This window comes from Proteus faecis, assembly GCF_030286765.1.
In the GTDB taxonomy this organism is placed as follows: Bacteria; Pseudomonadota; Gammaproteobacteria; order Enterobacterales; family Enterobacteriaceae; genus Proteus; species Proteus faecis.
On sequence record NZ_JASVWV010000004.1, the window covers coordinates 186,634 to 212,554 of the forward strand.

Consider the following 25,921-nt stretch of genomic DNA (forward strand, 5'->3'; position numbering starts at 1 on the left):
TTATCAGATTATTTATAATTAACCAGTGTTGGTTTATCTAACATAATTTCTGTTTTTGCGGGTTCTGTTTGTGCAATGACTTTACCTTGACGAACGGAATAACGTACCGGTACTTGGCGACGTAAAGCATCAAAACCATTATCTGCGGGTAGAATAATAAAGTTTGCACTGTTTCCTACTTCAACACCATAATCCGTTAAAGCGAGTGTTTTAGCACTGTTGTGGCTAATTAACTGTAATCCGTTATCAATTTGGCCATACCCCATTAATTGGCACACATGCAACCCCATATGTAAAACTTGGAGCATATTTGCTGTACCTAGTGGATACCAAGGATCAAAAACGTCATCATGACCAAAGCAGACATTAATATTACTTTCTAGCATCTCTTTTACGCGAGTAATACCACGACGCTTTGGATAGGTATCAAAACGTCCCTGCAAGTGAATATTAACTAAAGGATTCGCCACGAAGTTAATACCAGACATTCTTAATAAGCGGAATAAACGTGAAGTATAAGCCCCATTATAAGAATGCATTGCGGTTGTATGACTTGCAGTTACCCTTGAGCCCATATTTTCTTTATGTGCTAAAGCAGCAACAGTTTCAACAAAACGAGATTGCTCATCATCAATTTCATCACAATGAACATCAATTAAACGATCATATTTTTGTGCTAATGCAAAGGTTTTATGCAGTGATTCAACACCATATTCACGCGTAAATTCAAAGTGTGGAATAGCACCGACAACATCAGCACCTAATTTTAATGCTTCTTCTAATAAAGCTTCACCATTAGGGTATGACAAAATGCCTTCTTGTGGAAAAGCAACGATTTGTAAATCAACCCAAGGTTTAATTTCTTCTTTTACTTCCAGCATTGCTTTTAATGCTGTCAGCGATGCATCCGAAACATCAACATGTGTTCTAACATGTTGAATACCGTTAGCTATTTGCCATTGAAGTGTTTGCCATGCACGTTGTTTAACATCGTCATGCGTTAACAACGCTTTTCTTTCAGCCCAACGCTCAATACCTTCAAATAATGTTCCTGATTGATTCCAATTCGGCTGTCCTGCTGTTTGTGTTGTATCTAAATGAATATGAGGTTCAACAAAAGGAGCGTGAACTAATCCACCTTGCACATCTAATGCTTCTGAATGAAAATTATTTTCAGGTTGTGGCTCTATCGTTTCAATTTTGTTGTTTTTAAGCGTAATGCGCCATAAACCTTCTTTACCAACGAGACGAGCATGATTAATTTGTTCGATATTCTTACCCAGCATGACTTATCTCCGCTTGTCGAGCTGCACGACGATTTAATATTGGATTTAACACCGCGTAGCTAATTGCACCACCTAATACCGCATTAACAGGTACGATACCCGGTAACCAGTGCCCTGCCATAATACCAATTGCAACTGCCAGCAACGCAATCCAGTTAACTGATTGCATCTTATCAACAGTGAAAGAGTTATAACGCGCTTTATTCATCAGATAATCTGCAATAATAACCCCGCCGACAGGTGGAATTGCTGCAGATAAAAAGGTTAACCAACCTACAAAGTTATTATAGAGCCATAATGCACACAGTGTACCGACAATGCCATTTATCACGGAAAGTTTCTTACTTGATAAGCCCGTAATATTGGCAAAACCTAATCCAGAGGCGTATAACGCATTATCATTAGTTGTCCAAATATTTAAGCCAAGTACAACAATCGCCGGAAGTAATAATCCTTGCGCAATCATCACATCTGAAATATCTGCCATCCCCAGAGAAGCCGCACCTGCAGCACCAAAGACAAACATCAATGTATTACCTAAGAAGAAAGCAATAATTGCGACAATCACTGCAACTTTAGGGTTTCGTCCAAAGCGGACAAAGTCAGCCGTGAGCGTTCCCGCACTGATAAACGAACCAACAACCATCGCCAACGCTAAATTGAAATCTAATGGCTGAGCAGGTTTAACAGCCATTAATGTTGAAAGCCCACCCATATCATGTATGGCAAGATAAACAGAGTAACTTCCAAGGATAGCGATAGCAGGAACAGCTACGATAGAGAGAACGGTGAGAGCGGATATGCCGAAGAATACAGTGATGGTCATTAAAATGCCGGAAATGGCGATAAGGAGATTAATATCAATACCTGTGGCTTTTCCTACTGGAATAGCAAACATTGCCACACCCACACCAAACCAACCAACCTGAGTACCACCGAGTAAAAATGAGGGAAGCCAAGAACCTTTAATACCGAAAGAGTAACGCGCGAGGAGATGAGTAGTAAGACCTGTTTTTGAACCAATAAAACCAAGAAATGCGGTGTAGATACCAAGAAGAAGATTACCAATTAGAACTGCGAGGAAGAAATCATTAAAGGAAAGACCAGTACCAAGAGCGCCGCCAGTCCACATACTGGCTGAAAAAAACGTTAATCCCAACATCACAAAGGTTAACGCCAATCCACCCTTTCTTGCGGATATGGGCACCGGGCCCTGACTATAATTGTTGTCCTGAGACACTTTAACCCCCTATTAATTTCACCAGGCCAAAAAAATCTGACGAATTCTATCTGTATAAAAATATTATGCAAACGTTTTCGTTGTCTGTTTATTATAATTAATGGAATGCTTCAATTATGGAGAGTTGATATTCGTCACAAAAATGGCAGAACAATCGTTGTTTTACTTGAAGTTATCTCGTTATTTCGAATACGACTTATAAAGTAATTTTATTTAGAAATATTTATGATAGAAATTAATCATGTTTCCTCTCTCGCAAACCTCAATTTACATAAACATTTCTTATTTAACTTGAAAACGATAAAAAGGAATTATTGATAAAAGCACAAAAGAGGAACTTTCATCCCTCTTTTGCATATTGTAAATAATTCGCTTAATTTCGTCTTCTCACCGGAGTATCATCTGCAACATAGTATTTAGCCTGACTTTTCGGTAAAGGTTTAATCCCTCTCACCTTATCCGCTATCTTTTCTGCCATCATAATGGTCGTTGCATTCAAATTGCCCGTGATGATTAAAGGCATAATCGACGCATCAATAACTCTTACGTTTTCGATACCATGCACTCGCCCTTCGCTATCAACAACAGCCATTTCATCTGTGCCCATTTTACAAGTACCACAAGGATGAAATGCGGTTTCTGCTCGTTCTCTAACAAAGGTATCAAGCTCTTCATCACTTTGGATATGTTTACCCGGACTAATTTCTTCACCACGGTAAGCATCTAATGCCGGTTGTGCCATAATTTCTCGTGTGATCCGAATTGCGGCTCGAAACTCTTCCCAATCTTGTTCTGTTGACATGTAATTAAACAAAATACTGGGATGTTGATGAGGATCTGTAGATGTTAATTTTACACGTCCTCTACTTGGAGAGCGCATTGAACCTACATGCGCTTGGAAGCCATGAACCTCTACTGCATTGGTTCCATTATAATTAATGGCAACGGGCAGAAAATGGAACTGAATATTAGGCCACGCAAACTTTTCACTAGAACGAATAAAACCGCCCGCTTCAAATTGATTACTTGCCCCGATCCCTGTTCCTTGAAATAGCCATTGCGCACCAATTTTAGGCTGGTTATACCATTTTAAAGCAGGATAAAGTGAAACGGGTTGTTTACATTCATACTGTAAATACATTTCTAAATGATCTTGAAGATTTTCCCCAACACCAGGTAATACATGTACGGGGGAGATATTAAATTCATTTAATACTGCCTCAGGTCCGACCCCAGAACGTTGTAATATTTGAGGCGAAGCAATTGCACCCGCGCAAAGTAATATTTCTCGCTTGGCTTTCGCATGGTGAGGTGTGGTATTTTCTCCCGAAAAATAGCGAACCCCAATGGCTTTTTTACCTTCAAATTCAATAATATCTGTTGTAGCATGTGTCTCTATCGTTAAGTTTTTGCGTGCTTTAGCTTGATCAAGATAGCCTCTTGCTGTGCTTGCTCGGCGGCCTTTAGGTGTGACGGTTCTATCCATCGGACCAAAACCTTCTTGCTGATAGCCGTTAAGATCGGCGGTTTGGGGATATCCTGCTTGTACACCAGCCTCAACCATCGCATGAAATAGAATATTATTGCCTTGTTTTGGTGTTGTGACACTCACAGGCCCTTTATCACCATGATAATCATTAGCACCAATATCACGCGTTTCCGCTTTACGAAAATAAGGCAAACAACTTAAGTAGTCCCACTCTTCAAGACCGGGTAATTTAGCCCAACCATCAAAATCCATAGCATTACCACGAATGTAACACATACCATTAATTAACGATGAACCACCCAGCCCTTTACCACGACCACACTCCATGCGTCGGTTATTCATATAAGGTTCAGGCTCAGTTTCATAAGCCCAGTTATATCGCCTACCTTGTAACGGATACGCTAATGCTGCTGGCATTTGTGTACGAAAATCGAACCTGTAGTCCGGACCTCCAGCTTCAAGGAGCAGCACAGTAACTTCAGGATCTTCTGTCAAGCGGGTTGCAAGAACGTTACCGGCTGAACCAGCACCGATAATAATGTAGTCATAGACCATTGTTATCTCCTCTGTTTCAGTCATTAAAAAAAGAATGGATTAAAAAACGGATGAAAACTCCCCAAGTTCGATTTGAATAGATTTTATTTGCGTATAATTCTGTAATGTGACAAGTCCGTTTTCACGCCCTACTCCAGAATGTTTATAACCCCCAACTGGCATTTCTGCTGGAGACTCACCCCATGTGTTAACCCAACAAATTCCAGCCTCTAATTGATGAATAACACGGTGAGCAGTTGTAAGATCGTTAGTAACAAGGCCTGCGGCTAAACCATATATGCTATTATTAGCACGTATAATCACTTCATCTTCGGTTTGGTAACTCAGAATACTCATCACTGGGCCAAATATTTCGTCTTGCGTAATTTTCATATCATCCGTGCAATCAGTGAAAACAGTCGGCTCAACATAAGCACCTTGCGCAAAATCACCGTCTAACAAGCGATGCCCCCCACAAAGTAATCTTGCTCCTTGTCTTTTTCCTAACTCAATATAATTTAAGACCTTTTCAAGATGAGAAAAGCTGACTAATGGCCCAAAATTAGTGTCCATTTCAAGAGGAGAACCGACTCGAATGCGGGAGACACGCTCAGTGATTTTGGCTTCAAATGCTTTTTTTAATTTTTCTGGTACAAATACACGCGTTCCATTAGTACATACTTGGCCTGAACTATAGAAATTAGCCATCATTGCAATATCCGCAGCGGTATCTAAATCGGCATCATCAAAAATAATTAAAGGTGACTTTCCACCGAGTTCCATTGTCACATCTTTTAAACTCGATGCAGAGGCATTTGCCATCACTTTCTTGCCTGTTTCAATTCCACCAGTAAAAGAAACTTTAGCAATGTCAGGATGTTGCGTTAACCATTGCCCCACATTAGCTTTTCCTGTAACGACGTTAAAAACCCCTTTAGGTAATCCTGCCTCAGTGTATATTTCGGCCAATTTTAATGCCGTAAGTGAAGTCATTTCACTTGGTTTAAAGATCATGGCATTACCCGCAGCAAGTGCAGGCGCAGATTTCCATAATGCTATTTGAATGGGATAATTCCATGCACCAATACCAGCAACTACACCTAAAGGCTCACGGCGAGTATAAGCAAAAGCGGTTTCTCTAAGAGGGATTTGCGTTCCTTCAAGTGCGGGAATAAGACCTGCGTAGTACTCTAAAACATCAGCACCTGTCACAATATCGACATAACGTGTTTCAGAGAGTGGCTTACCTGTATCTAAGGTTTCTAAATGAGCTAATTCATCATTACGTTCGCGTAAAATATCAACAGCACGTCTCAAAACTCGTGCTCGTTCCATCGCCGTCATCGCACACCAAATTTGTTGCCCTTGCTTTGCACTTTCGACTGCCCAATTGATATCTTCTTCACTTGCAGATTGTAAATGTGCAATCACATCGCCATTAGCTGGATTGATCGCATCAAATTGCTCACACTCCGGCTCTGCACAATCGACATATCCACCATGAATATAGAGTTTATGTAAGGGTGGGTTTGACATATTTTCTCCTTATTATTCGTATGTTCAGTCTTTATTTAACTCCGATTTTTCAGTTGCATATCGATATATTCATTCGTAATAGTTTTGGCTTCCTCCAAAGAGAAAGGCACATTGCTCAGTGCACTTCGTAGCCATAAACCATCAATTAATGCAGCTAAACCTTTTGCAGCCAAACGAGCTTGATCTTTGGTAAGAACACGCCCAAACTCGTAACTTAGGTTGGAATAAAGCCTTTTATCATTAACCTTTTGTAAACGATTCAAATTAGGCTGATGCATACTACTCGCCCAAAACGCTAGCCATGTTTTCATTGCAGCTTCACTGGTTTGAGTCGTATCAAAGTTACCTTCAACAATGGCTTGAATGCGTTGCTTTGGTGTTGCATCACTTAACATTCTTAAACGTATCGCTACTGCAAAACCGAGTTGGTACTGAATATGACGCATCGCTGCTTCCAGTAATCCATTTTTATCACGAAAGTAGTGGCTAATAATGCCGTTAGAAACACCGGCTTTTCGAGCTATCAATGCGATGCTCGCCTCTTGCATTCCAACCTCATTAATGACTGCTAACGTCGCTTGGATTAATTGCTGTTTACGTATCGACTGCATTCCTATCTTCGGCATGTTTTTAGACCTAAAAAATACATTGAACACAGTTATTAAACGTTTTTTTAATTGAACATTCAATCAATATTAACTATTGTTTATCACAATTAATTTACAATTTGATTTGGGAGGATATTGTGAAAAATTGAATCTTTGCAACTAATTCAATTAGTTAACAAAGAATGCAACTTTTAACTTTTAGATAAATAAATTTTTGGAATTTCTGATGACAACTCTTAACAGCACAAAAAAACCACAGAAAGATAAGCTAAACTCTGTCGTTTTTTTCGCTTCCGCAACGCTAATTTTAGCATTTTCTTTTTTCACTATTTTGATGACAGAAACAGCAAATACCTGGATTGTGGCAACACTAGGATGGGTATCAAAAACCTTTGGTTGGTACTATTTATTGGCGGCCACGTTATACATTGTTTTTGTTATTTTTGTTGCCACATCTCGTTTTGGAAATATCAAATTAGGGCCTGAACAATCGAAACCTGAATTTAGTGTTTTAAGTTGGTCTGCAATGTTATTTGCGGCCGGTATTGGGATTGATTTGATGTTTTTCTCTGTAGCAGAGCCGATTACACAATATATGTTACCGCCAACCGGCGAAGGTGAAACAATAGAAGCAGCCCGTCAGTCGATGGTGTGGACTTTATTCCACTATGGCCTGACGGGCTGGTCTATGTATGCGTTAATTGGTATTGCACTAGGCTATTTTAGCTATCGTTATAATTTACCTTTAACTATACGTTCTGCACTTTATCCTATTTTTGGAAATCGTATTTATGGTCCAATTGGTCATACTGTCGATATTGCTGCTGTTTTAGGAACTATTTTTGGTATTGCAACAACGCTAGGAATTGGTGTTGTACAGCTTAATTATGGCTTAAAAGTTCTTTTTAACTTGCCCCAAGGATTAGGTGTTCAAGGCGGATTAATTCTGTTATCGGTTATTATGGCCGTTATTTCAGCAACATCAGGTGTTAACAAAGGGATCAGAATTTTATCGGAACTTAACGTATTGCTCGCACTAGGGCTTATTTTATTTATCTTATTTGCTGGTGATACTGAGTTTTTATTAAATGCATTGGTATTGAATGTCGGTGATTATACTAATCGCTTTTTGGGGATGACACTAAATAGCTTTGCATTTGATAAACCAACTGATTGGATGAATAGCTGGACACTCTTTTTCTGGGCTTGGTGGGTTGCATGGTCCCCTTTTGTTGGTCTATTTTTGGCTCGGATTTCAAGAGGACGAACAATCAGACAGTTTGTTATAGGTACATTGATTATTCCTTTTGTTTTTACACTGCTATGGTTATCAATTTTTGGTAATAGTGCTTTATATGAAGTGATCCATGGCAATAAAGAATTAGCACAAACTGTATTAGAAGCCCCTGAAAAAGGGTTCTATTCACTATTAGAACTCTATCCTGGTTTCGGTTTAACGGCTTCTGTCGCCACCATTACAGGGCTATTATTTTATGTCACCTCTGCCGATTCTGGTTCATTAGTATTAGGTAATTTTACCTCTCAATTAAGTCATGTTAATAACGATGCACCTAACTGGCTTCGTATTTTCTGGTCTATTGCCATTGGGTTATTAACATTGGGTATGCTCATGGCTGATGGTATTTCTGCCTTACAAAACACGACTATAATAATGGGATTGCCCTTTAGTTTTGTTATTTTCTTTATAATGGCGGGACTTTATAAATCATTAAAAGTAGAAGATTTTCGACGTGTTAGTTCACTCAATACCAATGCCCCCGCGCCACTTTATGGCAATACGACTATGAATTGGAAACAACGTTTAGGGCGAGTTATGAACTTTCCGGGAACGACATATACACAACGTATGCTAGATTTAACTTGTATGCCAGCAATGCAAGATGTGGCTAAAGAACTTTTATTGCGCGGGGCTAAAGTTGAATTCAATTACTACCCAATTGAAGATAATGAACGCTTACATCATTTAGAACTTGTCGTCGATCTTGCGCAAGAGCAGAACTTTATTTATCAAATTTGGCCACAAAAATACTCAGTACCTGCATTTACCTATCGTGCTCGTCGAGGTAAATCAGATTATTACCGTTTAGAAACATATTTATGGGAAGGTACACAAGGTAATGATTTAATGGATTACACCAAAGAGCAAATTATTACAGATATTTTAGACCAATATGAAAAACACCTGAATTTTATTCATCTTAGTCGTGAAGCACCCGGCGCGACATTAACTTTTCCTGAATAAAAGCTATAAATAGCCATTAATATCTAAGGGAAATCTAATAAACGATTTCCCTTTTTTATTATATTGAACCGTGTTAGACAATGTTTTCCAAAGATCCACACTAAGAAAGATGAATATTTAATTATTTTTATTACATAAATATTTACTTTGGTTTTCTTTTTAGTAATCTATGTGAACTAATAAAACATAGAATAATTTACTTGGGAAAACATCACATGAATCGTCGGTCATTTTTAACATCATCCAGCCTAGTGATTGGGGGGCTTTCGTTAAGTTCCTTTGTTAGCTCTGCTTATGCCAATGAAGCACTGAAAAATAAATTGGCATTTAATGCAGAAAATCCGTTACTACTTAATTTCAATGAAAACTCATTAGGTATGTCGCCTAACGCCCAAAAAGCGATTATTGCTGCTTTACCCAATGCATTTAGATATCCAGATGATGCACGTAGCGAATTAATTAGTGAATTAGGCAAAGAGTTTAAACTTTCAGATAAACATATTACCTTGGGAAATGGCTCATCTGAGACAATTCAAGCAGCCGTTCAATTTGTGGCAAACAAAGCACAAAAAGAAGGTAAAGCAGTTCAACTTATTGTTCCTGATCCGACATTTAACTATGCCGAGCTTTATGCAGAACCCTTAGGTGTAAAAATCGTTAAAGTACCCGTTGATAAAACGCTAGCTTTCGATTTAGCAACTATGCAGAAAAAAGCACAAGAGTTTGATGGTATTAGTATGGTCTATTTGTGCAATCCAAATAACCCAACGGCGATGTTAACCCCTAGTGCAGAACTATCGAATTGGGTGAAATCAGCAAAAGAGAATGTCTTTTTTATTATTGATGAAGCTTATGCCGAGTTTGTTTCTACCCCTGCATTTGTCAGTGCAATTACCCTAGTGGCTGAGGGTTATAAAAACCTGATTGTGACTCGTACCTTCTCTAAAATTTATGCTTTAGCTGGGCTACGTGTCGGTTATGGTGTTGCTGTACCTGAGGTTATTGCGGATGTTGATGTGTTTGTTTCTATTGATAATACCAACACTGCAGGTGCAGTTGCCGCATTAGCCTCACTAAAAGATAAAGCTTATGTGGAATATAGTCGTAAATCGATTGATGTTTCACGTCAGATAGTCGTTGATACCTTAAAAGATCTCAATATTGAATACGCACCTTCTCATGCAAACTTTATATTCCATAAAGTTAAAGGCGATGTAAAAACCTATCAAAATAGAATGAAAGACGCGAATATTATGGTTGGCCGTGAATTTCCACCCGCTTTGGGCTGGAGCCGTTTAACTTTAGGTACACCCGAAGAGATGAGCTATTTTGTCGCAACATTAAAAGAATTTCGGGTTAAAGGTTGGATTTGATTTTATTCAAATTCACTCATAATAGTTTATGTATAAAGGGAACTAAAACGTTCCCTTTATAATTTAAAGATATTCTAAAGAAAATAAAACTTCGCCATTTGCACTGCCACTAACAACGGCTGCCCCTGTTGATGCATATTGCGCATAAAAATCAAGAGCAATATTATTGATTGTTCCTACTGGATAAATAACACTACTTTTACCTGGTAATACCTTATTTTTATTTTTATCTAAAATTGCGATCCCAACATTTTTTGCAGAGTCATTTTCTGACAATTTAAATAGTGTATTATCTTGATTATCAGTATCCCCTTTAAAGGTCACTTTCACTCCCGTCGTAAATACACTACAATCCGTTAAGTTAAGTGTAAACTTTATCGGTTCTGTTGTTTTGTTTTGCTGAAAATCTTTCGTTCCCCACACACCTAAATCTACAAATTTATTCATTGATTCAGGGCTTACTCTGCATGTATTTGCAACAATATTTGCTTTTATAACGATATTGGTATTTGCCAATTCAGCTTTTGCGTCTTGAACTCGAAATATTGAACACCCTATCAATAAAAATAGTATCCATAATAAAGAGCGCATTATTCTGTTACTATAAAATAACTCATTCATGATGTGAGCCTATATAAATTTAAGGAAAATCGACTCTTAAGAAACCACTAGATGTCACAGAACCTTCTGCTGGTGTTTTTCCATCAATACTGACAGGATACACATTAATAGTAACATTAGAGTCAGAATTTCCATTTAGTTTAAAAGGAATAAAACTAGATAAATCATTAGGGGTTAATTCCGCACCATTAGCGTTCGCAATAATAAATCCAACACTTTTATTATTAGAAACAATTGCATTGCCTCGTACAGAATCGGCTTGTAAACGCATTGTCAAATCTGCACTAGCCTCTATATTGTCACATTGAATATTTAAATTACGCGAAATTGTATTTACTCCTTCCGCTCTTTTCCCCGCTTCTTTAAAACTTGATGCAGGAATATTATCAAAATCAATATTTAATACTTGACCAGAATTAATCACACAAGATTGTGGTACAGATATCGAAAGATTTAAAAATAACTTAGTGATCACAGCTTGTTTTGTTGCGCAATTTTGTGGTTGGCAGAATCCAAATTCACCAACAAATATATTATTTACATAAGTACCTGAAATAATCGCTTTATCTATTTTTATTCGTGTCTGATATTTTCGTGTAGAAACGACCCCTTCTTCACCTTCAGTATAAGAACGAGGACCACAAGTAGAACTTAAAGTTGGTACATTATAAGGAACATAAATTGTTCTACAATTATTTGTCATCCTTAAAGCTACAGATATATAGTCATCTATTCTTGAATATACCCAATCATTATTACTGGTGTTAGCTGTAGGAATATTACCATTAGAATATGTTGCCCAGGTTTGTCCTTGACCTGCATTCCACCTTAATGTTGTTCTATTTGTTAAATTAATATCAGAAGCATCTTTAGTGACCCCTAGTTTATTTTCATTCTTTGTTAACTGTCCGCTGAGTGTTGAAATTTCATTAGCATTACAACCACTGATGCAGTTAACAGCAATAGCACTATTTGAAGCAATGGCCATTATCATAAATAATAATATTCTCATCATAAAAACCCATTAAGTTGTTATTTATCAGATTGACAAGTAGAAGATATAAAATAAATTCCTTTCTCTTTAGATGATGTCTCGCTAATCTCATAATTAAATAAACATTGTTGATCTTCTGCCTGCCCCCATTTGGCTTTTAACTTACCTACAGGCGCTAATCCAGAAATAAATACTCGACCATCATCACCCACTATGCCACTCACAGAACGTTCCTCATCAATAACAATCGCACCAAATGGGATCACTGAACCATTCTGTTTTGATAAAGTAACCATTGCTCTGTAACCAATATTTGTCTTAAATTCAGCTTGAACCAGTGCACCTTTTGTAGGAACAACATTTAGAATTGAATTCTCTAATTCAACATTCTCACCTAACGAATTTATATCCAAAGAAACACGATTATTCTTATAAATAGATGCATAAGGTAGAACAGCATATCCTTTATTATTAGTTAATATACCATTAGCATTCTCAACTCTAATATTATTAGCATCATTTGCTTTAATAAGAATATTTGTATCGCCTAAAGGTTGGCTTAAAGTAATTCCACCAGAATGTGCAACAACACCACCATTTAAATTATAATTTAATTCATGCCAATCGTTATTATAATTATATCCGCTCCCTAGATTAGCATACTTCCCTTTATAGTTAGCATAAACCATTCCAGAATAACCACCACCGTTATGAGCATACCCTTGTTGGATATTATAATTTAAATTATTATCCTCAAGTAGTGTTCCTGTTAATCCAGCTTGTTGAACCCATACATTGTCATTACTTCTGTTCATAGAATAAACGGCATACATACTATTTCGACTAGAGTTTAAATCATTAACTCTATTTCGATTAAAAAGATCATTAATAGGAATAGAAATATTAAATGCAATATTTTTATTATCTCCATTCATACCTGGCGATTTAGATTTAGAAAAATTCAAGCTATAATTAATTTGCTTTATATTTCCATTATAACCAATCTGCCATAATTGTTCTGTTTCCGTTGTTCGCCAATAATTTTGATAAGAACCCAATAAATATAAAGAACTGTTATCCGTCACTTGCTGATTTATATTAACTTGAAAACGTCCTTTTTTAGAATAATTTAAATCATGGTAATCAGAAAGTTGATCCTTACCTTCAAATAATCCATCAGGTTGTCTGATCTCATACCCTTTCATTCTTTTATAGCTAACTTCATTTAGCGTATAATAGCCTTGTGTTGAATATCGATATCCCATAATTTGGAAATTAGTGCCAGTCTCATTTATTGACTTAGCATAGAGTAATCGAACAGATTGCCCTTTTTTATGCTCTTCATTGGGTAATATACTATTTGCTTGTATAATATCTGCTGAGATAGCGCCTAAACTACCTAAATTTCCCCCTAACCCAATAGCGTATGATTGATAATTATTAGAGAACTGACTACCACCATAGAGGGTTGTATTATAAGGCAAGCCATATATTAGGCTAAATTGTCCAAAATTAGGTTTATCTTGACTATTTGAGCCACTTCTAAACTCACCAGCAATAAGCTCATATTTTAATCGACCTTCTCTTTGTAAAATAGGCACGTTAGAATATGGAACAACAAATTGAGTAATCTTTCCATTATTCTCTTCAACAATAACATCTAAATTACCGCTACTTGAAGTTGCGTAGAGATCTTTTATTTCAAAAGCACCAGGTGGCACCGAAATTTGATAAATCACAAAACCATTTTGTTTTACGGTCACAATAGCATTGCTATTTGCAATTCCTTTAATTGTCGGGGCAAATCCACGCATACTATCAGGTAACATATTATCATCAGATTCTAGTTTAGCACCTCTAAAACCAAGGCTATCAAAGATAACTCCATTAGAAAATGAATCACCTACCGTCAAATCGGCCTTTAACGAGATAATCGGCTTTTGTACATATGTTCTAATATTTCTCCATTTGTTTTGGTTATTTTGTCCTCTAGCATAGATCCATGAGCTTTCATTTCTAAAGCGCCATGAACCTATATTAATACCTGGCGTTAAGTTTAAGAAATAGTTATTATTATTTGAGCCATCTTTATCATTTTTATTATTTCTTCCATTGAAATTATAATTTAATAAAAGAGCATTAATTCCGTTATCCCATTTTTCTGGTGGAATATAACCGCGAACATTATTTTTAAACATTACTTGTGGAATACTTAAAAATAATTTTTGACTTTCAAAATCAAATCTAATGTTTGACTTTTCAATCTCACCTAATATATCAATACAATTTTTACTATTAATTTGTTTACTATCTTCATTTAAATTCACACCTATATTTTTTAATTCTTTATTGTTTAAACAAGGTAGTAACCCAGTTCCATCAGATGATTTTTTATTTTCATAAAAGGGAATACTTTTAGTTTCAATATATTCATTATTGACATAGATTTCGACTGAATAGATTCCTTCAGGCTGGCCTTCACCTTTATCAAAGCGTGATAAATCTGCAACTTCACTATCAATGCTTGATATCAAATTAGGATTAAAAAAGCTATCTGCATAACTAATGCTAGAATAAAAAGATCCTAAAACGAAATAGAGATTAAAAATTATAGTCTTAGATTTTAACATAATAAAACCTTATCATTAATTAATCTTATAATATTATTTACTAACCTTTTTTATTATTATTGGCGTACTGGCACCATAATCATTAATAGTTTGATAAGATATTTGATTATAGCTAGGATTGTTGACTTTTATTTCTATAGATCCTTTTGGCGGCACCATAGTACTATTCAACTTTTCTTCTCCGATTTTTATGTTAATTAAGGTTGCATAATATGGTGTTGGATTTTTTATTGTTAATTTTTGCCCTGAAGATATAAATTCGATACTATTAGGAACATCTTCCGTTCTAAATACCAAACCTTGTGGCCTAACAAATATTTTTATTCTAGATAACACGGCTAATTGCAATATATTTTTATCTTTAATTTCTTCTCTTTCAATTTCAGGTATTGCTTTCATATTTAGCCAAAATAGACTTTCTCTATCAGTGGGTAAAATTTTTCCTGCATATATAATTCTTAATTTATTTTCACTTTCAGGCTTACTCACAAAAAGAGGTGGAGTCACAATAAATTCATTTGTTTTTTTATCATCGTTATCATCAATCCACGACTGAATTAAAAAACGTAATTTTTTATCTGTATTATTAATAGTAATTGATGTTTGTTTAGCATCCATTGGATATATTATGCGAGTTGCAGCCAATGCTACACCTCCAGCATTAGAGAATGAAGAAAAACAAAAGAGAAAAAATAAAATAATATAGTTTCTATATATTAAATACATATGAGCCTCGAGTAACAGGTTTAATTAGTGATAACTAAAAACAAACCACACAACACTATCGGCCTTACCGCCAATAACCGTTTCTTTTGTTGCCAAATAGCTTGCTTTAAATTCTATTTTTAACTCATTTTCTTTAATAAACTTATATTTATTAATATTATTTGGAATTATTATCTCATCTTCAGAATTAAATAGTGCAACACCAACACCTGAAGCTGAATTTTGTTTTTCTGTAATATTAAATAATCGTTTATCTCTGCTATTGACATCACCTAAAATATACAAATTGACTTTGTCAGCCATATTTTCATTACAATTCATTAATTTAATAAAAAAAGGGAGCTTTATTGAATGAGTTCCTATACCACTAAATTGATTACTACTAATAATACCTAAATCAACAATCTGATTTTTACTTTCTGGAGATACTGTACATGCTGGCTCAACAATACCTCCCCTAAAATAAACAATACCATCATCTAAAAATATTTTATTCCTTTCTATAGAATGTGTTGTAAATGAAATAGAAAAAAACAGTGCAATAGAATATATTAAACTATATTTCATATTTGCCTCGATATAAAAGTATGGCCTTTATTATTAGGCCATACTTCTCAATAAACTAATTAGACTTATTCATATTGCATTCTGAAAGTCACATTGGCATCCGCCTGACCCGGTGTTACGGTATCTAATGTTGATTTATAGCGGGCAACAAAATTCAAAGTATTAGCTCCGTCAATTAACTGTTTGGCGGTAGAGAACACGGAACCATCTGGTGATAAAATTTTACCCGTATGGTCTGTAATCTCAATACCAACACCTGTAGCTGCGCCTGCGCCACCAGTTGTAATATTACTGACAGCTAATACTGTTTTGTCATTTGAATCACTAACACCTGAAAATGATGCTGAGGCATTTTTTGCAACTGTAGTATCACACTCTTCTAAATCAATCGAAAAATCAGTGTTTCCAACAGTTTTACCAACACTATCAAATTGGGCTGTTCGATATTGACCAATATTGATAGTTTGATTCATTGACTTTGCACTAACAGCACATGCAGCATTTACTATTTGCCCCGTAAAATTAATTTTACCACCATTAACAATAGTAGCCGCCGAAGCAATACCACTCAGTGATAAAACTGATACAGCTAATACGGTTTTAACTAGCATTTTTCTTTTAAGCATTGACTTTTCCTTTTTATATTACAGGTAAATATAAACAACATCTTCACTTCAAAATATACTCAAGGCAATAAAACTCATATTAAAGAGCAATATTAATAATGGATTTCTATATCTAAATATTAAATCAAGATATGGATATTAAAATAAAGTATTAAGTAACAATAACTCAATAGACATGTCGATATTACATAAATAGGATTTAAATTAAATCCTTATTAAAAGTGTAATATTGGTATATCTATATAAATTTAAAGAACAAAAAATATTAAATAACATTTTTAAAAAAAGGAATGTTATTATCAGTATCATATTTTATTTTATACTTTAGTGTAATTACTCTATTTCTCACTCGATCAAAAAAATCACTAATTGAAATATCAAATATATTTAGTATATAAAATAATATATCTACAGGTATTTTATTTATACCTCGTTCATAACGAGATATCTGTTGTTGAGAAATATTTAATATTTTTCCTAGTTCAGCCCCCGTCATAAAATTACGTTGTCGTAAGAGAGAAAGTTCATATCCTATCGAATGACAAAATATCTTTCTTTCTGAAATATATTTAAAATTCAATGAGAAATCATTTATTTCCAAAATTATCTTCCCCAAATGTATTTGTATTTAATTTACGATATAAGATTAATAAAATCAAACATTCAAAATTTTCTAACCAATTAAAATGCACATAATAAAACACTAAATAAGTGTAAGTAAATATACTCAATCACCTTATATCAGGAGGTTAATAATTTATTTTCTTTATATCATCTTTTTTGTAAGGTGATAAAATCTAAAAAACAATGATTATTTGACAAAATAAAAGATAATATTCTGCATTTATGGGAAAGATAAATACTTATCATTTTATGATTAGTGGATAATTTGGAAGGGATTAATATTTAATTAAAAGTAAAGACAAAGACAAAGTTAAAAAATAGTCTTTTTCATCTTTTTGAATTAAGTTAAAGAGATAAAGGCATTAAGTAATCTTATCAATTGTAAATTGTAACTAATTCCTGCTGAGTTTTGTTGATAAAAATCAAACTTTGTGTTAATTAGTATTTCATTACAATAGTGAAAGCATAAATCTCGCTTAAATCGCACCTAACTCATTAAAAAATAATGTTTTTCAATATATTAAAATATCTAAACACAATAGATATAGTTAATATTAAAAATAAGAAACTTAATTGATTTATAATTAGAATATTAATTATAAACTAGGCTTTTTAAGCTTTTTGAAAAATAATGATAAGCACAAAAACAAGATGTATTAATAAAATATTTTTTGCTTATTAAATAACATAGAATTGACGTTCATATTTTAGATAAAAAAGCCTGAATAAAATTCAGGCTTTTTTATGAAACAGAATATCTAAATTAGTTTAAAGCGGATCCACCTTTAAGCAAGAGACCGCATGGCGGAAGCTCCCCTCTAGTAAAGGACGTGTTTTAGCGCATTCTTCATCCGCCATTGGACAACGTGTACGGAAAATACAACCTGATGGTGGATTAATTGGAGAAGGCAATTCTCCCTCTAATAAATCAATATGCTTGTTACGCTCTTTATCAGGATCAGGAATAGGCACTGCGGACATCAATGCTTTGGTATAAGGATGTAATGGCTGATGATAAACTTCATCATAAGTTCCTAATTCCACAGCATGCCCTAAATACATCACCAAAACACGATCTGAAATATGTTTTACCACCGCCAGATCATGAGCAATAAAGATTAAAGATAATCCCATCTCTTTTTGAATATCTTTCAGCAAGTTCACCACTTGAGCCTGAATTGATACATCTAATGCTGAAACGGGTTCATCACAAATCACCAATTTAGGTTCTAGAATTAACGCGCGAGCAATACCGATACGTTGGCACTGTCCACCTGAGAACTCATGAGGATAACGGTTGATTAAGTTTGGCAATAATCCAACTCTCATCATCATGGCTTTCACTTTTTCAACAACTTCAACCTGTTTCATTTTAGGATGATAGGTTTTAAGCGGTTCAGCAATAATATCGCCAATCGTCATTCTTGGGTTTAAAGACGCCAGCGGATCTTGGAAAATCATCTGGATATCTTGACGAATATCGCGCCATTGCTTATTCCCCATACCCAGTAAATCATTACCTAACCAAGTGACTGTACCGCCTGAGGCTTTGACTAACCCAATAATGGCTCGCGCAAATGTCGATTTGCCACAACCAGATTCACCAACAACCCCTAATGTTTCACCTTCATATAAACGCAGTGTGACACCATCGACGGCTTTGAGGCTTTTTTTAGGTTGCCAGAACCACTGTTTATTATCTTGAACATCGAAATAAACTTTTAAGTCATTCACTTCTAGAATAACTTTTCTATTTTGTAAGATGGCCTGAGTCATACCAATTCCTCCACCGCTTTAAAACAGGCACGTAATCGCCCTTGTGCAAATTGCGCTAATTGAGGTTCACTCGTTAAGCATTGTTCTGTTGCATACTGACAACGAGGTTGGAATGGACAGCCTTTTGGTAAACGCAATAAGTTAGGCGGATTTCCGGGAATGGTAGCTAGTCGTTCATCTTCACCATCTAAGCGAGGAACAGCCTGTAACAATCCGATAGAGTATGGATGTGATGGTTGATAGAAGATGTCACGCGCTTTACCGTACTCCATAGTGCGTCCTGCGTACATCACTAATACTTTATCGCAGATACCCGCAACGACTCCCAAGTCATGGGTGATCATGATAATCGCGGTATTTAAATCATTCTTAAGCTCATTGAGCAAGGTCATGATCTGTGCTTGAACAGTCACATCAAGTGCGGTTGTCGGTTCATCAGCAATTAAAAGTTTTGGTTTGCAAAGCAATGCCATAGCAATCATTACACGTTGACGCATACCTCCAGAAAACTCATGAGGATACATGCTCATACGCTTATGGGCTTCCGGCATTTTTACGGCATCTAACATACGCACAGATTCTGCATAAGCATCGTTTTTACTCATGCCTTTATGAAGCATTAATACTTCAATAAGCTGTGATCCCACTTTCATATAGGGATTTAATGAGGTCATGGGATCTTGAAATATCATGGATATTTCTTCGGCACGCATTTTATTTAATTCACTTTGGCGAAGATTTAAGATCTCACGACCATTAAAGTTCGCGCTACCTGCTGTGCGACCATTTTTCGCTAATAATCCCATTAATGCGAATGCCGTTTGAGATTTACCTGAGCCCGATTCCCCGACGATCCCCAGAGTTTCACCTGCAGATAATTCAAAGTTGAGTTTATTAACTGCGGTAACATCGCCATCCGGTGTACCAAACGTCACACAGAGATCTTTAACACTTAATAACGATTTGTTTGTTGAATTCATTTTGTTCTCCTTAACGATCTTTCGGGTCTAATGCGTCACGTAAGCCATCACCGATAAAGTTAAAGCAGAACAGTGTGACAACTAAGAACGAAGCCGGAAAAAGTAATAACCAAGGAGAAACTTCCATTGAGTTTGCACCATCACTTAATAGTGCTCCCCAACTACTTAATGGCTCTTGTGTTCCTAAGCCTAAGAAGCTTAAGAAGGATTCAAATAAAATCATGCTAGGGACTAATAAAGAGGCATAAACCACAACCACACCCAGTACGTTAGGTACGATATGTCTTAGCACAATATTGCGTGATGACACTCCACAAACTAATGCAGCTTCAATAAACTCTTTACGTTTTAGACTTAAAGTTTGTCCTCTTACAATACGTGCCATATCGAGCCAAGATACCATCCCGATCGCAACAAAAATCAGTAAGATATTTTGACCAAAGAATGTCACCAGTAAGATAACAAAGAACATAAATGGGAATGAGTTTAGGATTTCTAATAAACGCATCATCACAGAGTCAACACGTCCACCTATATAGCCTGCCATTGCACCATACAGCGTACCAACAATAACAGCAACAAAGGCAGCCGCGATACCGACCATTAATGAAATACGTCCACCAATCGCAACACGGACTAATAAATCTCGTCCAGATGAATCAGTGCCAAAATAGTGAGAAGAGGCAAAATCAGGTGCCATTGACATCATTTCCCAATCAGTATCGTCATAAACAAAAGGCGATAACATAGGGGCAAAAATGACAAATAATAAAATAAAGAAAAGTAATATAAGACTCGTGATGGCAGCTTTATTGTGCATAAAACGACGACGAGCGTCTTGCCATAAACTACGACCTTCAATATCTAATTGCTCCGAGAAATTCCCCAAAGCTTCGCTGTTTTCTTTCAGTGATAACATAACGCGCTCCAGTGTCTATTAATAACGAATTTTCGGATCAATAACGGCATATAAAATATCGACAATCGCATTAAAGAAAATCGTTAATGCACCAACGATAATGGTTAGGCTTAATACCAATGAGTAATCTCGGTTTAAAGCACCATTAACGAATAATTGTCCGATACCCGGCAATCCAAAGATGGTTTCAATCACCATTGAGCCCGTAATAATACCGACGAATGCCGGCCCCATATATGAGATAACAGGTAGCAACGCAGGTTTTAAAGCATGACGCAGTACAATTCTTTTCATCGGCAAGCCTTTCGCTTTTGCCGTTCTGATAAAGTTTGAGTGTAAAACTTCAATCATTGAACTACGGGTAATACGCGAGATACTGGCAATATAAGAAAGCGACAACGCAATCATAGGTAGCAACATATATTGCACCGCACCGCCATTCCAGCCACCAGCCGGTAGCCACCTTAGAGAGATAGCGAAAATAAGAACCAGTAGTGGTGCAACAACGAAACTCGGTATGACAACCCCCGTCATGGCAAATGTCATGACGGTATAATCCCATTTGGTGTTTTGATTCAGTGCGGCTATCACGCCTGCCCCCACACCTAAAATGACAGCAAAAATAAATGCCGACAGCCCTAATTTAGCTGAAACAGGGAATGCTTTACCGACTAAGGTGTTTACACTGTAGTCTTTATATTTAAAAGAAGGCCCTAAATCCCCTTTTGACAATTGAATTAAATAATCAAAGTATTGTTTATAAATGGGATCATTTAAGTGATATTTCGCTTCAATATTTGCCATGACCTCTGGTGGAAGTTTCCTTTCCCCTGTAAAAGGGCTACCGGGTGCTAAGCGCATCATAAAAAACGAAATCGTTATTAGAATAAATAGAGTCGGTATCGCTTCTAAAAAGCGACGAAAAATAAATTTGAGCATTGCCCGTTCCTATAACACAAACCTATTCAGGCGTGACGATAAAAAGACCTCGCCTTAAAAAGGCAAGGTCTCGCCCGATTATTTAGCAATAATATACAAGTCTTTAGTATGTAAATTATCTAATGGATCTTTACCGGAATAACCACCCACATAAGGTTTAACTAAACGGGTGTTTACATAGTAGTAAAGTGGAACAATGGCCGAATCTTTATCTAATATGCCTTCAGCTTTTTGATAAATAGCAGCACGTTCGTCATCAGATTTCACACGTAAAGATTCTTTGATCAATGCGTCAAATTCTGTGTTTTTATAGTGAACAGTATTGTTACTGCTGTAAGACAGCATCATGTTCAGGAATGAAGAAGGTTCGTTATAATCTGCACACCAACCTGCACGCGCAACATCATAAGTTCCTTGGTGACGAGTATCTAAGAACGTTTTCCATTCTTGGTTTTCAAGAGACACATCTGCACCTAAATTTTTCTTCCAAATTGAAGAAGCGGCGATTGCCACTTTTTTATGCAGATCAGAAGTATTGTACAGAAGTTTAAATTTCAGTGGATTTGCTTTGTTATAGCCCGCCTCTTCTAATAATTGACGCGCTTTTTCATTACGTTGTTCTTGAGTCCAATTCGCAAACCACTCTGGTTTGCTCTCTTTAATTCCATCTGTAAATGGAGGGGTAAAGCCATAAGCTGGGATATCACCTTGGTTTTTCACTTTATAAGTAATGATATCTCTATCCATTGACAGTTTCAGTGCTTCACGAACACGAGGATCGTTAAATGGAGCCTTCTCATTATTAATTTCATAATAATAAGTACATAAATATGGGCTTATACGCAATTCATCGGGGATCTCTTTTTTCAATTTTTGGAAAAATTCAATCGGTAAATTGCTATACGTCATGTCGATTTCACCCGCACGATAGCGGTTTACATCCGTGACTTCTGATGAAATAGGTAAGAACGTCACCTGATCAATAACCGTATTTTTGTTATCCCAATAAGTCGGGCTACGCTCTAACACAATACGTTCATTTACTGTCCAGTCTTTTAAATTATAAGCGCCGTTACCGACGAAATTAGCGGGTTGTGTCCATTTTTCACCAAATTTTTCAATCACTTTTTGGTTAACTGGCGACATGGAGGAGTGAGCTAATAATTTTGGTAAATAAGGCACTGCTTCAGATAAAGTGATTTCTAATGTGTTGTTATCTAATGCCTTAACACCTAATTCTGTTGCTTTTTTCTTACCTGCAATAATATCGTCGATATTTACGATATGCGCATATTGCAGATAACTTTCATAAGGAGATGCAGTATTAGGATCCGCTAAACGTTGCCAGCTATAAACGAAATCTTGTGCTGTAACAGGGTCACCATTTGACCATTTAGCGCCTTCACGAATTTTAAATGTCCAAACAGTAAAATCTTTATTTTCCCAACTAGTTGCGGAGCCCGGTAAAATTTCACCATCTGGTCCAACAATCGTAACACCTTCGAAAAGATCACGCGCTAATGCAGACTCTGGTACACCTTCGATTTTATGAGGATCCAGTGATTGTGGTTCAGAGCCGTTATTACGCACCAGCACTTGTTTTTCAGCTAATTTCACCCCGTCAGGAACAACAGCAGCGTTAGCGGTTAGTGCTGACAATCCAAAGATTGCGCTTATTGCGATCGCCAACGCACTCTTTTTAGTTAAATTACTCATCTTATAAAATACTCCCAGTTAGTGAGCGGGTTGTTAGACAACCATTCTGTGATGTTCAGTTGTGTTTTAGAACGGTTTACACAACTTATTGTTTTTACAAAAAAATAAATCAATTTTGCTTATTTGCTATCAGTTCTTAATTGCCTGATAGCATTATCATTTTTTTATGCCGTTATCTTTTTTGTGTAGTTTTTTTTATTGTTTCACTACTTTTTAAATAACTTTTAATAATTAAAATCGCACATAACTATAGAATATCGGTAATTTACCAGTTTTAGTTATCTGCCTTTATAAAATAGCGCTTTAAGTCCGTATAATCAAAGGGGTCTTTACCTGTAAATCCACCTACTTTTGGACTAACTAATCTAACACTGACACGATAATAAACAGGTACTATCGCCGAGTCCTTGTCTAGCAAGGCTTCAGCGCGCTGATAGAGTTGATGACGAGCCCCTTTATCAACCGCAATTGAAGCATTATTTAATGCATCATCGTAATCATTATTTTCATAAAAGACTGTATTAAGACTACTTGTGGAAAGAAATGAATTTAAAAACGAGGTAGGTTCATTGTAATCTGCACACCACGTCGCTCTCGCAACTTGATAATTCCCTTGATTACGATTTTCTAATGCCGTTTTCCACTCTTGATTTTGCAACGTCACATTTGCACCAATACTTTTTTTCCACATTGATGCAGCGGCAATGGCCTGCTGTTTATTTTGATCAGACGTATTGTAGAGCAAAGTAAAAGTCAGAGGATTTTGAGCATCAAATCCCGCTTCTTTTAATAATTCACGCGCCCTTTCATTACGTTGCTGTTGTGTCCAATAAGCCCATTTCGGGGCTTTAAAATTACCGTTACCAATAAAAGAGGGAGTAAAAGAATAAGCGGGTATTTGCCCTTGCCCCATTATTTTTTCAGCAATGACTTCTCTATCAAGTGTTAGTTTCACCGCTTCACGAACACGAGGATCATCAAAAGGCGCTTTTTTATTATTTAATTCATAATAGAAAGTACATAAATACGGTGTGACATGTAAATTCTCTGGCTGTTCTTGTTTCATTTTTCTATAAAGAACAGGAGGAATAGCACTATTAGTGATATCTATTTCACCACTACGATAGCGGTTTATATCACTGGTTTCTGAACTAATTGGTAAAAATGTGGCTTGTTCAATAATGGTGTTTTTATTATCCCAATAAAGTGGATTACGTTTTAACGTCACCTTTTCATTCACCACCCAACTTTCAATAACATAAGCACCATTGCCGACAAAGTTTTCGGGACGAGTCCAATTCACACCATATTTTTCTACAATCTCTTTTTTAACTGGTTTTAATGGCGTGTGGCTGACCATATCGACTAAATAGGGAATTGGCTTGGTTAAATTGATTTGCAAAGTATGAGCATCTATCGCTTTCACACCCAGTGCTTCAGGCGTTTTTTTTCCACTAAGAATATCTGCAACATTTTCAACATAAGCATATTCGAGATAACTGGCATAAGGTGAACCTGTTTTAGGGTCGACCACTCGGCGCCAGCTATAAACAAAGTCGTCTGCGGTCACTGGTGTACCATCACTCCACTTTGCATCTTCTCGCAAATAGAATGTCCACACCTTGTTATCATCCGTTTCCCAGCGTTGTGCAACACCGGGCATACTTTCACCATTAGGTCCAACATAGGTCAAACCTTCTAATAAATTTAAAATAATATTAGTTTCTGGTGCGCCTTCTACTTTATGCGGATCAAGAGATGAAACTTCAGTACCGTTATTAATCACAATATTCTGTTGTTTGGCGAGAATAGTGCCTTCAGGAAGAGTCACGGCATGAGAAAAAAAGGAGGTTAATACAAGTGACATAATACTAAGCGGAAACACTGTTTTTAACGTGGCTTTATTTTTCATGGGTACCTCTCCTAATAAACAATAATTTATAGCGGGGTCGCTCAATTAACGATATGTATCGTTGTTAAATTTTGATTGTAATATTTGTGGCTCTCAAAGGTTGAAAGATATTTATAAGATAAAAATGATACCAACACTCTTCTTTTTTACACTTATCGTAAATTTTGTCAATTAATGCGGTATTCTTATCACTTAACTTTATTGAGCCCTCTAGAGTTCTATCCTGAGAAAATAAAATATATATATTGAGAGAAGCAAAACAACAAATAAACATTAAATTAACATCATGCAAGTTTTATAGATAGAAAACCTACTTAGCTCACAAATTTAATATAATTAGGATGGATTTTATCCGACTTGCAGAACTTTATGATGCTTTATTTGTAAAGAATTTCTCTTTGAAATTAATTTAAAATAACAATAAATTCATCTTTAGACTGAATAACAATTCTAGCCTAAAAATATTTATAGATTATTAAATATTCAATTTTATTATTTGTTTTTAATTTTTAATCTAAATGTTTAATTAAAAATTTTTCATTTATATTTCTATGTGTTAGAT

20 protein-coding genes are annotated in these 25,921 nt (G+C 35.9%); 2 read left to right on the top strand and 18 right to left on the bottom strand.

Annotated elements, in window-relative coordinates; all coding sequences use genetic code 11:
• Positions 1-8: 8 nt before the first annotated feature.
• The 5 genes from QSH13_RS07940 to betI form a co-directional block, all read right to left on the bottom strand.
• Complete coding sequence (locus QSH13_RS07940) at positions 9-1,286, bottom strand: cytosine deaminase (protein WP_286038999.1); 1,278 nt, start codon at positions 1,284-1,286, stop codon at positions 9-11.
• The gene (gene codB, locus QSH13_RS07945; protein WP_109397645.1) at positions 1,276-2,526 is read right to left on the bottom strand and encodes a cytosine permease; all 1,251 of its coding nucleotides are present in this window, start codon (positions 2,524-2,526) and stop codon (positions 1,276-1,278) included. Before codB ends, QSH13_RS07940 begins: the two co-directional genes overlap by 11 nt.
• A 373-nt stretch (positions 2,527-2,899) precedes the next feature.
• Positions 2,900-4,570: a choline dehydrogenase gene (gene betA / locus QSH13_RS07950; protein WP_286038998.1), complete on the bottom strand. Its 1,671-nt coding sequence runs from the start codon at positions 4,568-4,570 to the stop codon at positions 2,900-2,902.
• Between the two features lie 39 nt (positions 4,571-4,609).
• Complete coding sequence (betB, locus tag QSH13_RS07955; RefSeq protein WP_196544336.1) at positions 4,610-6,085, bottom strand: betaine-aldehyde dehydrogenase; 1,476 nt, start codon at positions 6,083-6,085, stop codon at positions 4,610-4,612.
• Between the two features lie 35 nt (positions 6,086-6,120).
• The gene (betI, locus tag QSH13_RS07960; RefSeq protein ID WP_109397648.1) at positions 6,121-6,711 is read right to left on the bottom strand and encodes a transcriptional regulator BetI; all 591 of its coding nucleotides are present in this window, start codon (positions 6,709-6,711) and stop codon (positions 6,121-6,123) included.
• Positions 6,712-6,919: 208 nt separating this feature from the next.
• Here betI and QSH13_RS07965 point away from each other — a divergent pair, with 208 nt between their 5' ends.
• Together QSH13_RS07965 and QSH13_RS07970 are read left to right on the top strand one after the other, a co-directional pair.
• The gene (locus tag QSH13_RS07965) at positions 6,920-8,956 is read left to right on the top strand and encodes a choline transporter (RefSeq protein WP_196544335.1); all 2,037 of its coding nucleotides are present in this window, start codon (positions 6,920-6,922) and stop codon (positions 8,954-8,956) included.
• Positions 8,957-9,171: 215 nt separating this feature from the next.
• Positions 9,172-10,329: a pyridoxal phosphate-dependent aminotransferase gene (locus QSH13_RS07970; RefSeq protein WP_109397650.1), complete on the top strand. Its 1,158-nt coding sequence runs from the start codon at positions 9,172-9,174 to the stop codon at positions 10,327-10,329.
• A 63-nt stretch (positions 10,330-10,392) separates the two neighbouring features.
• Here QSH13_RS07970 and QSH13_RS07975 read toward each other — a convergent pair whose 3' ends face one another.
• The 13 genes from QSH13_RS07975 to QSH13_RS08035 form a co-directional block, all read right to left on the bottom strand.
• Positions 10,393-10,950, bottom strand: a complete 558-nt coding sequence (locus tag QSH13_RS07975; protein ID WP_109397651.1) for a fimbrial protein — start codon at positions 10,948-10,950, stop codon at positions 10,393-10,395.
• 19 nt (positions 10,951-10,969) lie between these two features.
• Positions 10,970-11,965, bottom strand: a complete 996-nt coding sequence (locus QSH13_RS07980; RefSeq protein ID WP_286038997.1) for a fimbrial protein — start codon at positions 11,963-11,965, stop codon at positions 10,970-10,972.
• Positions 11,966-11,982: 17 nt separating this feature from the next.
• On the bottom strand, positions 11,983-14,574 hold the full coding sequence (locus QSH13_RS07985; RefSeq protein WP_286038996.1) for a fimbrial biogenesis usher protein: 2,592 nt from the start codon (positions 14,572-14,574) through the stop codon (positions 11,983-11,985).
• 33 nt (positions 14,575-14,607) lie between these two features.
• Complete coding sequence (locus QSH13_RS07990) at positions 14,608-15,300, bottom strand: fimbria/pilus periplasmic chaperone (protein ID WP_109397654.1); 693 nt, start codon at positions 15,298-15,300, stop codon at positions 14,608-14,610.
• A 24-nt stretch (positions 15,301-15,324) separates the two neighbouring features.
• A complete protein-coding gene (locus QSH13_RS07995) occupies positions 15,325-15,867 on the bottom strand; it encodes a fimbrial protein (protein WP_109397655.1) in 543 nt (180 codons plus the stop codon).
• A gap of 65 nt (positions 15,868-15,932) precedes the next feature.
• The gene (fimA, locus tag QSH13_RS08000) at positions 15,933-16,493 is read right to left on the bottom strand and encodes a type 1 fimbrial major subunit FimA (RefSeq protein ID WP_286038995.1); all 561 of its coding nucleotides are present in this window, start codon (positions 16,491-16,493) and stop codon (positions 15,933-15,935) included.
• Between the two features lie 265 nt (positions 16,494-16,758).
• Positions 16,759-17,094, bottom strand: coding sequence for a helix-turn-helix domain-containing protein (locus QSH13_RS08005; protein WP_072064083.1), 336 nt, complete (start codon positions 17,092-17,094; stop codon positions 16,759-16,761).
• A 791-nt stretch (positions 17,095-17,885) separates the two neighbouring features.
• On the bottom strand, positions 17,886-18,893 hold the full coding sequence (oppF, locus tag QSH13_RS08010; RefSeq protein WP_286038994.1) for a murein tripeptide/oligopeptide ABC transporter ATP binding protein OppF: 1,008 nt from the start codon (positions 18,891-18,893) through the stop codon (positions 17,886-17,888).
• Positions 18,890-19,873: an ABC transporter ATP-binding protein gene (locus QSH13_RS08015; protein WP_109397658.1), complete on the bottom strand. Its 984-nt coding sequence runs from the start codon at positions 19,871-19,873 to the stop codon at positions 18,890-18,892. Before QSH13_RS08015 ends, oppF begins: the two co-directional genes overlap by 4 nt.
• A gap of 10 nt (positions 19,874-19,883) precedes the next feature.
• Positions 19,884-20,792, bottom strand: a complete 909-nt coding sequence (gene oppC / locus QSH13_RS08020) for an oligopeptide ABC transporter permease OppC (RefSeq protein WP_100160272.1) — start codon at positions 20,790-20,792, stop codon at positions 19,884-19,886.
• An 18-nt stretch (positions 20,793-20,810) separates the two neighbouring features.
• Entirely contained in the window at positions 20,811-21,731 is a 921-nt protein-coding gene (gene oppB / locus QSH13_RS08025) for an oligopeptide ABC transporter permease OppB (RefSeq protein WP_069368989.1), read from the bottom strand.
• 78 nt (positions 21,732-21,809) lie between these two features.
• The gene (gene oppA / locus QSH13_RS08030; protein ID WP_109397659.1) at positions 21,810-23,447 is read right to left on the bottom strand and encodes an oligopeptide ABC transporter substrate-binding protein OppA; all 1,638 of its coding nucleotides are present in this window, start codon (positions 23,445-23,447) and stop codon (positions 21,810-21,812) included.
• 274 nt (positions 23,448-23,721) lie between these two features.
• Positions 23,722-25,359, bottom strand: a complete 1,638-nt coding sequence (locus tag QSH13_RS08035) for an ABC transporter substrate-binding protein (RefSeq protein WP_109397660.1) — start codon at positions 25,357-25,359, stop codon at positions 23,722-23,724.
• Positions 25,360-25,921: the final 562 nt, after the last annotated feature.

What these genes read in the sequence shown, in the direction of transcription:
- QSH13_RS07940 (WP_286038999.1), bottom strand. Translation starts at nt 1,286, where the DNA reads ATGCTGGGTAAGAATATCGAACAAATTAATCATGCTCGTCTCGTTGGT.
- betA (WP_286038998.1), bottom strand. Translation starts at nt 4,570, where the DNA reads ATGGTCTATGACTACATTATTATCGGTGCTGGTTCAGCCGGTAACGTT.
- betB (WP_196544336.1), bottom strand. Translation starts at nt 6,085, where the DNA reads ATGTCAAACCCACCCTTACATAAACTCTATATTCATGGTGGATATGTC.
- betI (WP_109397648.1), bottom strand. Translation starts at nt 6,711, where the DNA reads ATGCCGAAGATAGGAATGCAGTCGATACGTAAACAGCAATTAATCCAA.
- QSH13_RS07965 (WP_196544335.1), top strand. Translation starts at nt 6,920, where the DNA reads ATGACAACTCTTAACAGCACAAAAAAACCACAGAAAGATAAGCTAAAC.
- QSH13_RS07970 (WP_109397650.1), top strand. Translation starts at nt 9,172, where the DNA reads ATGAATCGTCGGTCATTTTTAACATCATCCAGCCTAGTGATTGGGGGG.
- QSH13_RS07975 (WP_109397651.1), bottom strand. Translation starts at nt 10,950, where the DNA reads ATGAATGAGTTATTTTATAGTAACAGAATAATGCGCTCTTTATTATGG.
- QSH13_RS07980 (WP_286038997.1), bottom strand. Translation starts at nt 11,965, where the DNA reads ATGATGAGAATATTATTATTTATGATAATGGCCATTGCTTCAAATAGT.
- QSH13_RS07985 (WP_286038996.1), bottom strand. Translation starts at nt 14,574, where the DNA reads ATGTTAAAATCTAAGACTATAATTTTTAATCTCTATTTCGTTTTAGGA.
- QSH13_RS07990 (WP_109397654.1), bottom strand. Translation starts at nt 15,300, where the DNA reads ATGTATTTAATATATAGAAACTATATTATTTTATTTTTTCTCTTTTGT.
- QSH13_RS07995 (WP_109397655.1), bottom strand. Translation starts at nt 15,867, where the DNA reads ATGAAATATAGTTTAATATATTCTATTGCACTGTTTTTTTCTATTTCA.
- fimA (WP_286038995.1), bottom strand. Translation starts at nt 16,493, where the DNA reads ATGCTTAAAAGAAAAATGCTAGTTAAAACCGTATTAGCTGTATCAGTT.
- oppF (WP_286038994.1), bottom strand. Translation starts at nt 18,893, where the DNA reads ATGACTCAGGCCATCTTACAAAATAGAAAAGTTATTCTAGAAGTGAAT.
- QSH13_RS08015 (WP_109397658.1), bottom strand. Translation starts at nt 19,873, where the DNA reads ATGAATTCAACAAACAAATCGTTATTAAGTGTTAAAGATCTCTGTGTG.
- oppC (WP_100160272.1), bottom strand. Translation starts at nt 20,792, where the DNA reads ATGTTATCACTGAAAGAAAACAGCGAAGCTTTGGGGAATTTCTCGGAG.
- oppB (WP_069368989.1), bottom strand. Translation starts at nt 21,731, where the DNA reads ATGCTCAAATTTATTTTTCGTCGCTTTTTAGAAGCGATACCGACTCTA.
- oppA (WP_109397659.1), bottom strand. Translation starts at nt 23,447, where the DNA reads ATGAGTAATTTAACTAAAAAGAGTGCGTTGGCGATCGCAATAAGCGCA.
- QSH13_RS08035 (WP_109397660.1), bottom strand. Translation starts at nt 25,359, where the DNA reads ATGAAAAATAAAGCCACGTTAAAAACAGTGTTTCCGCTTAGTATTATG.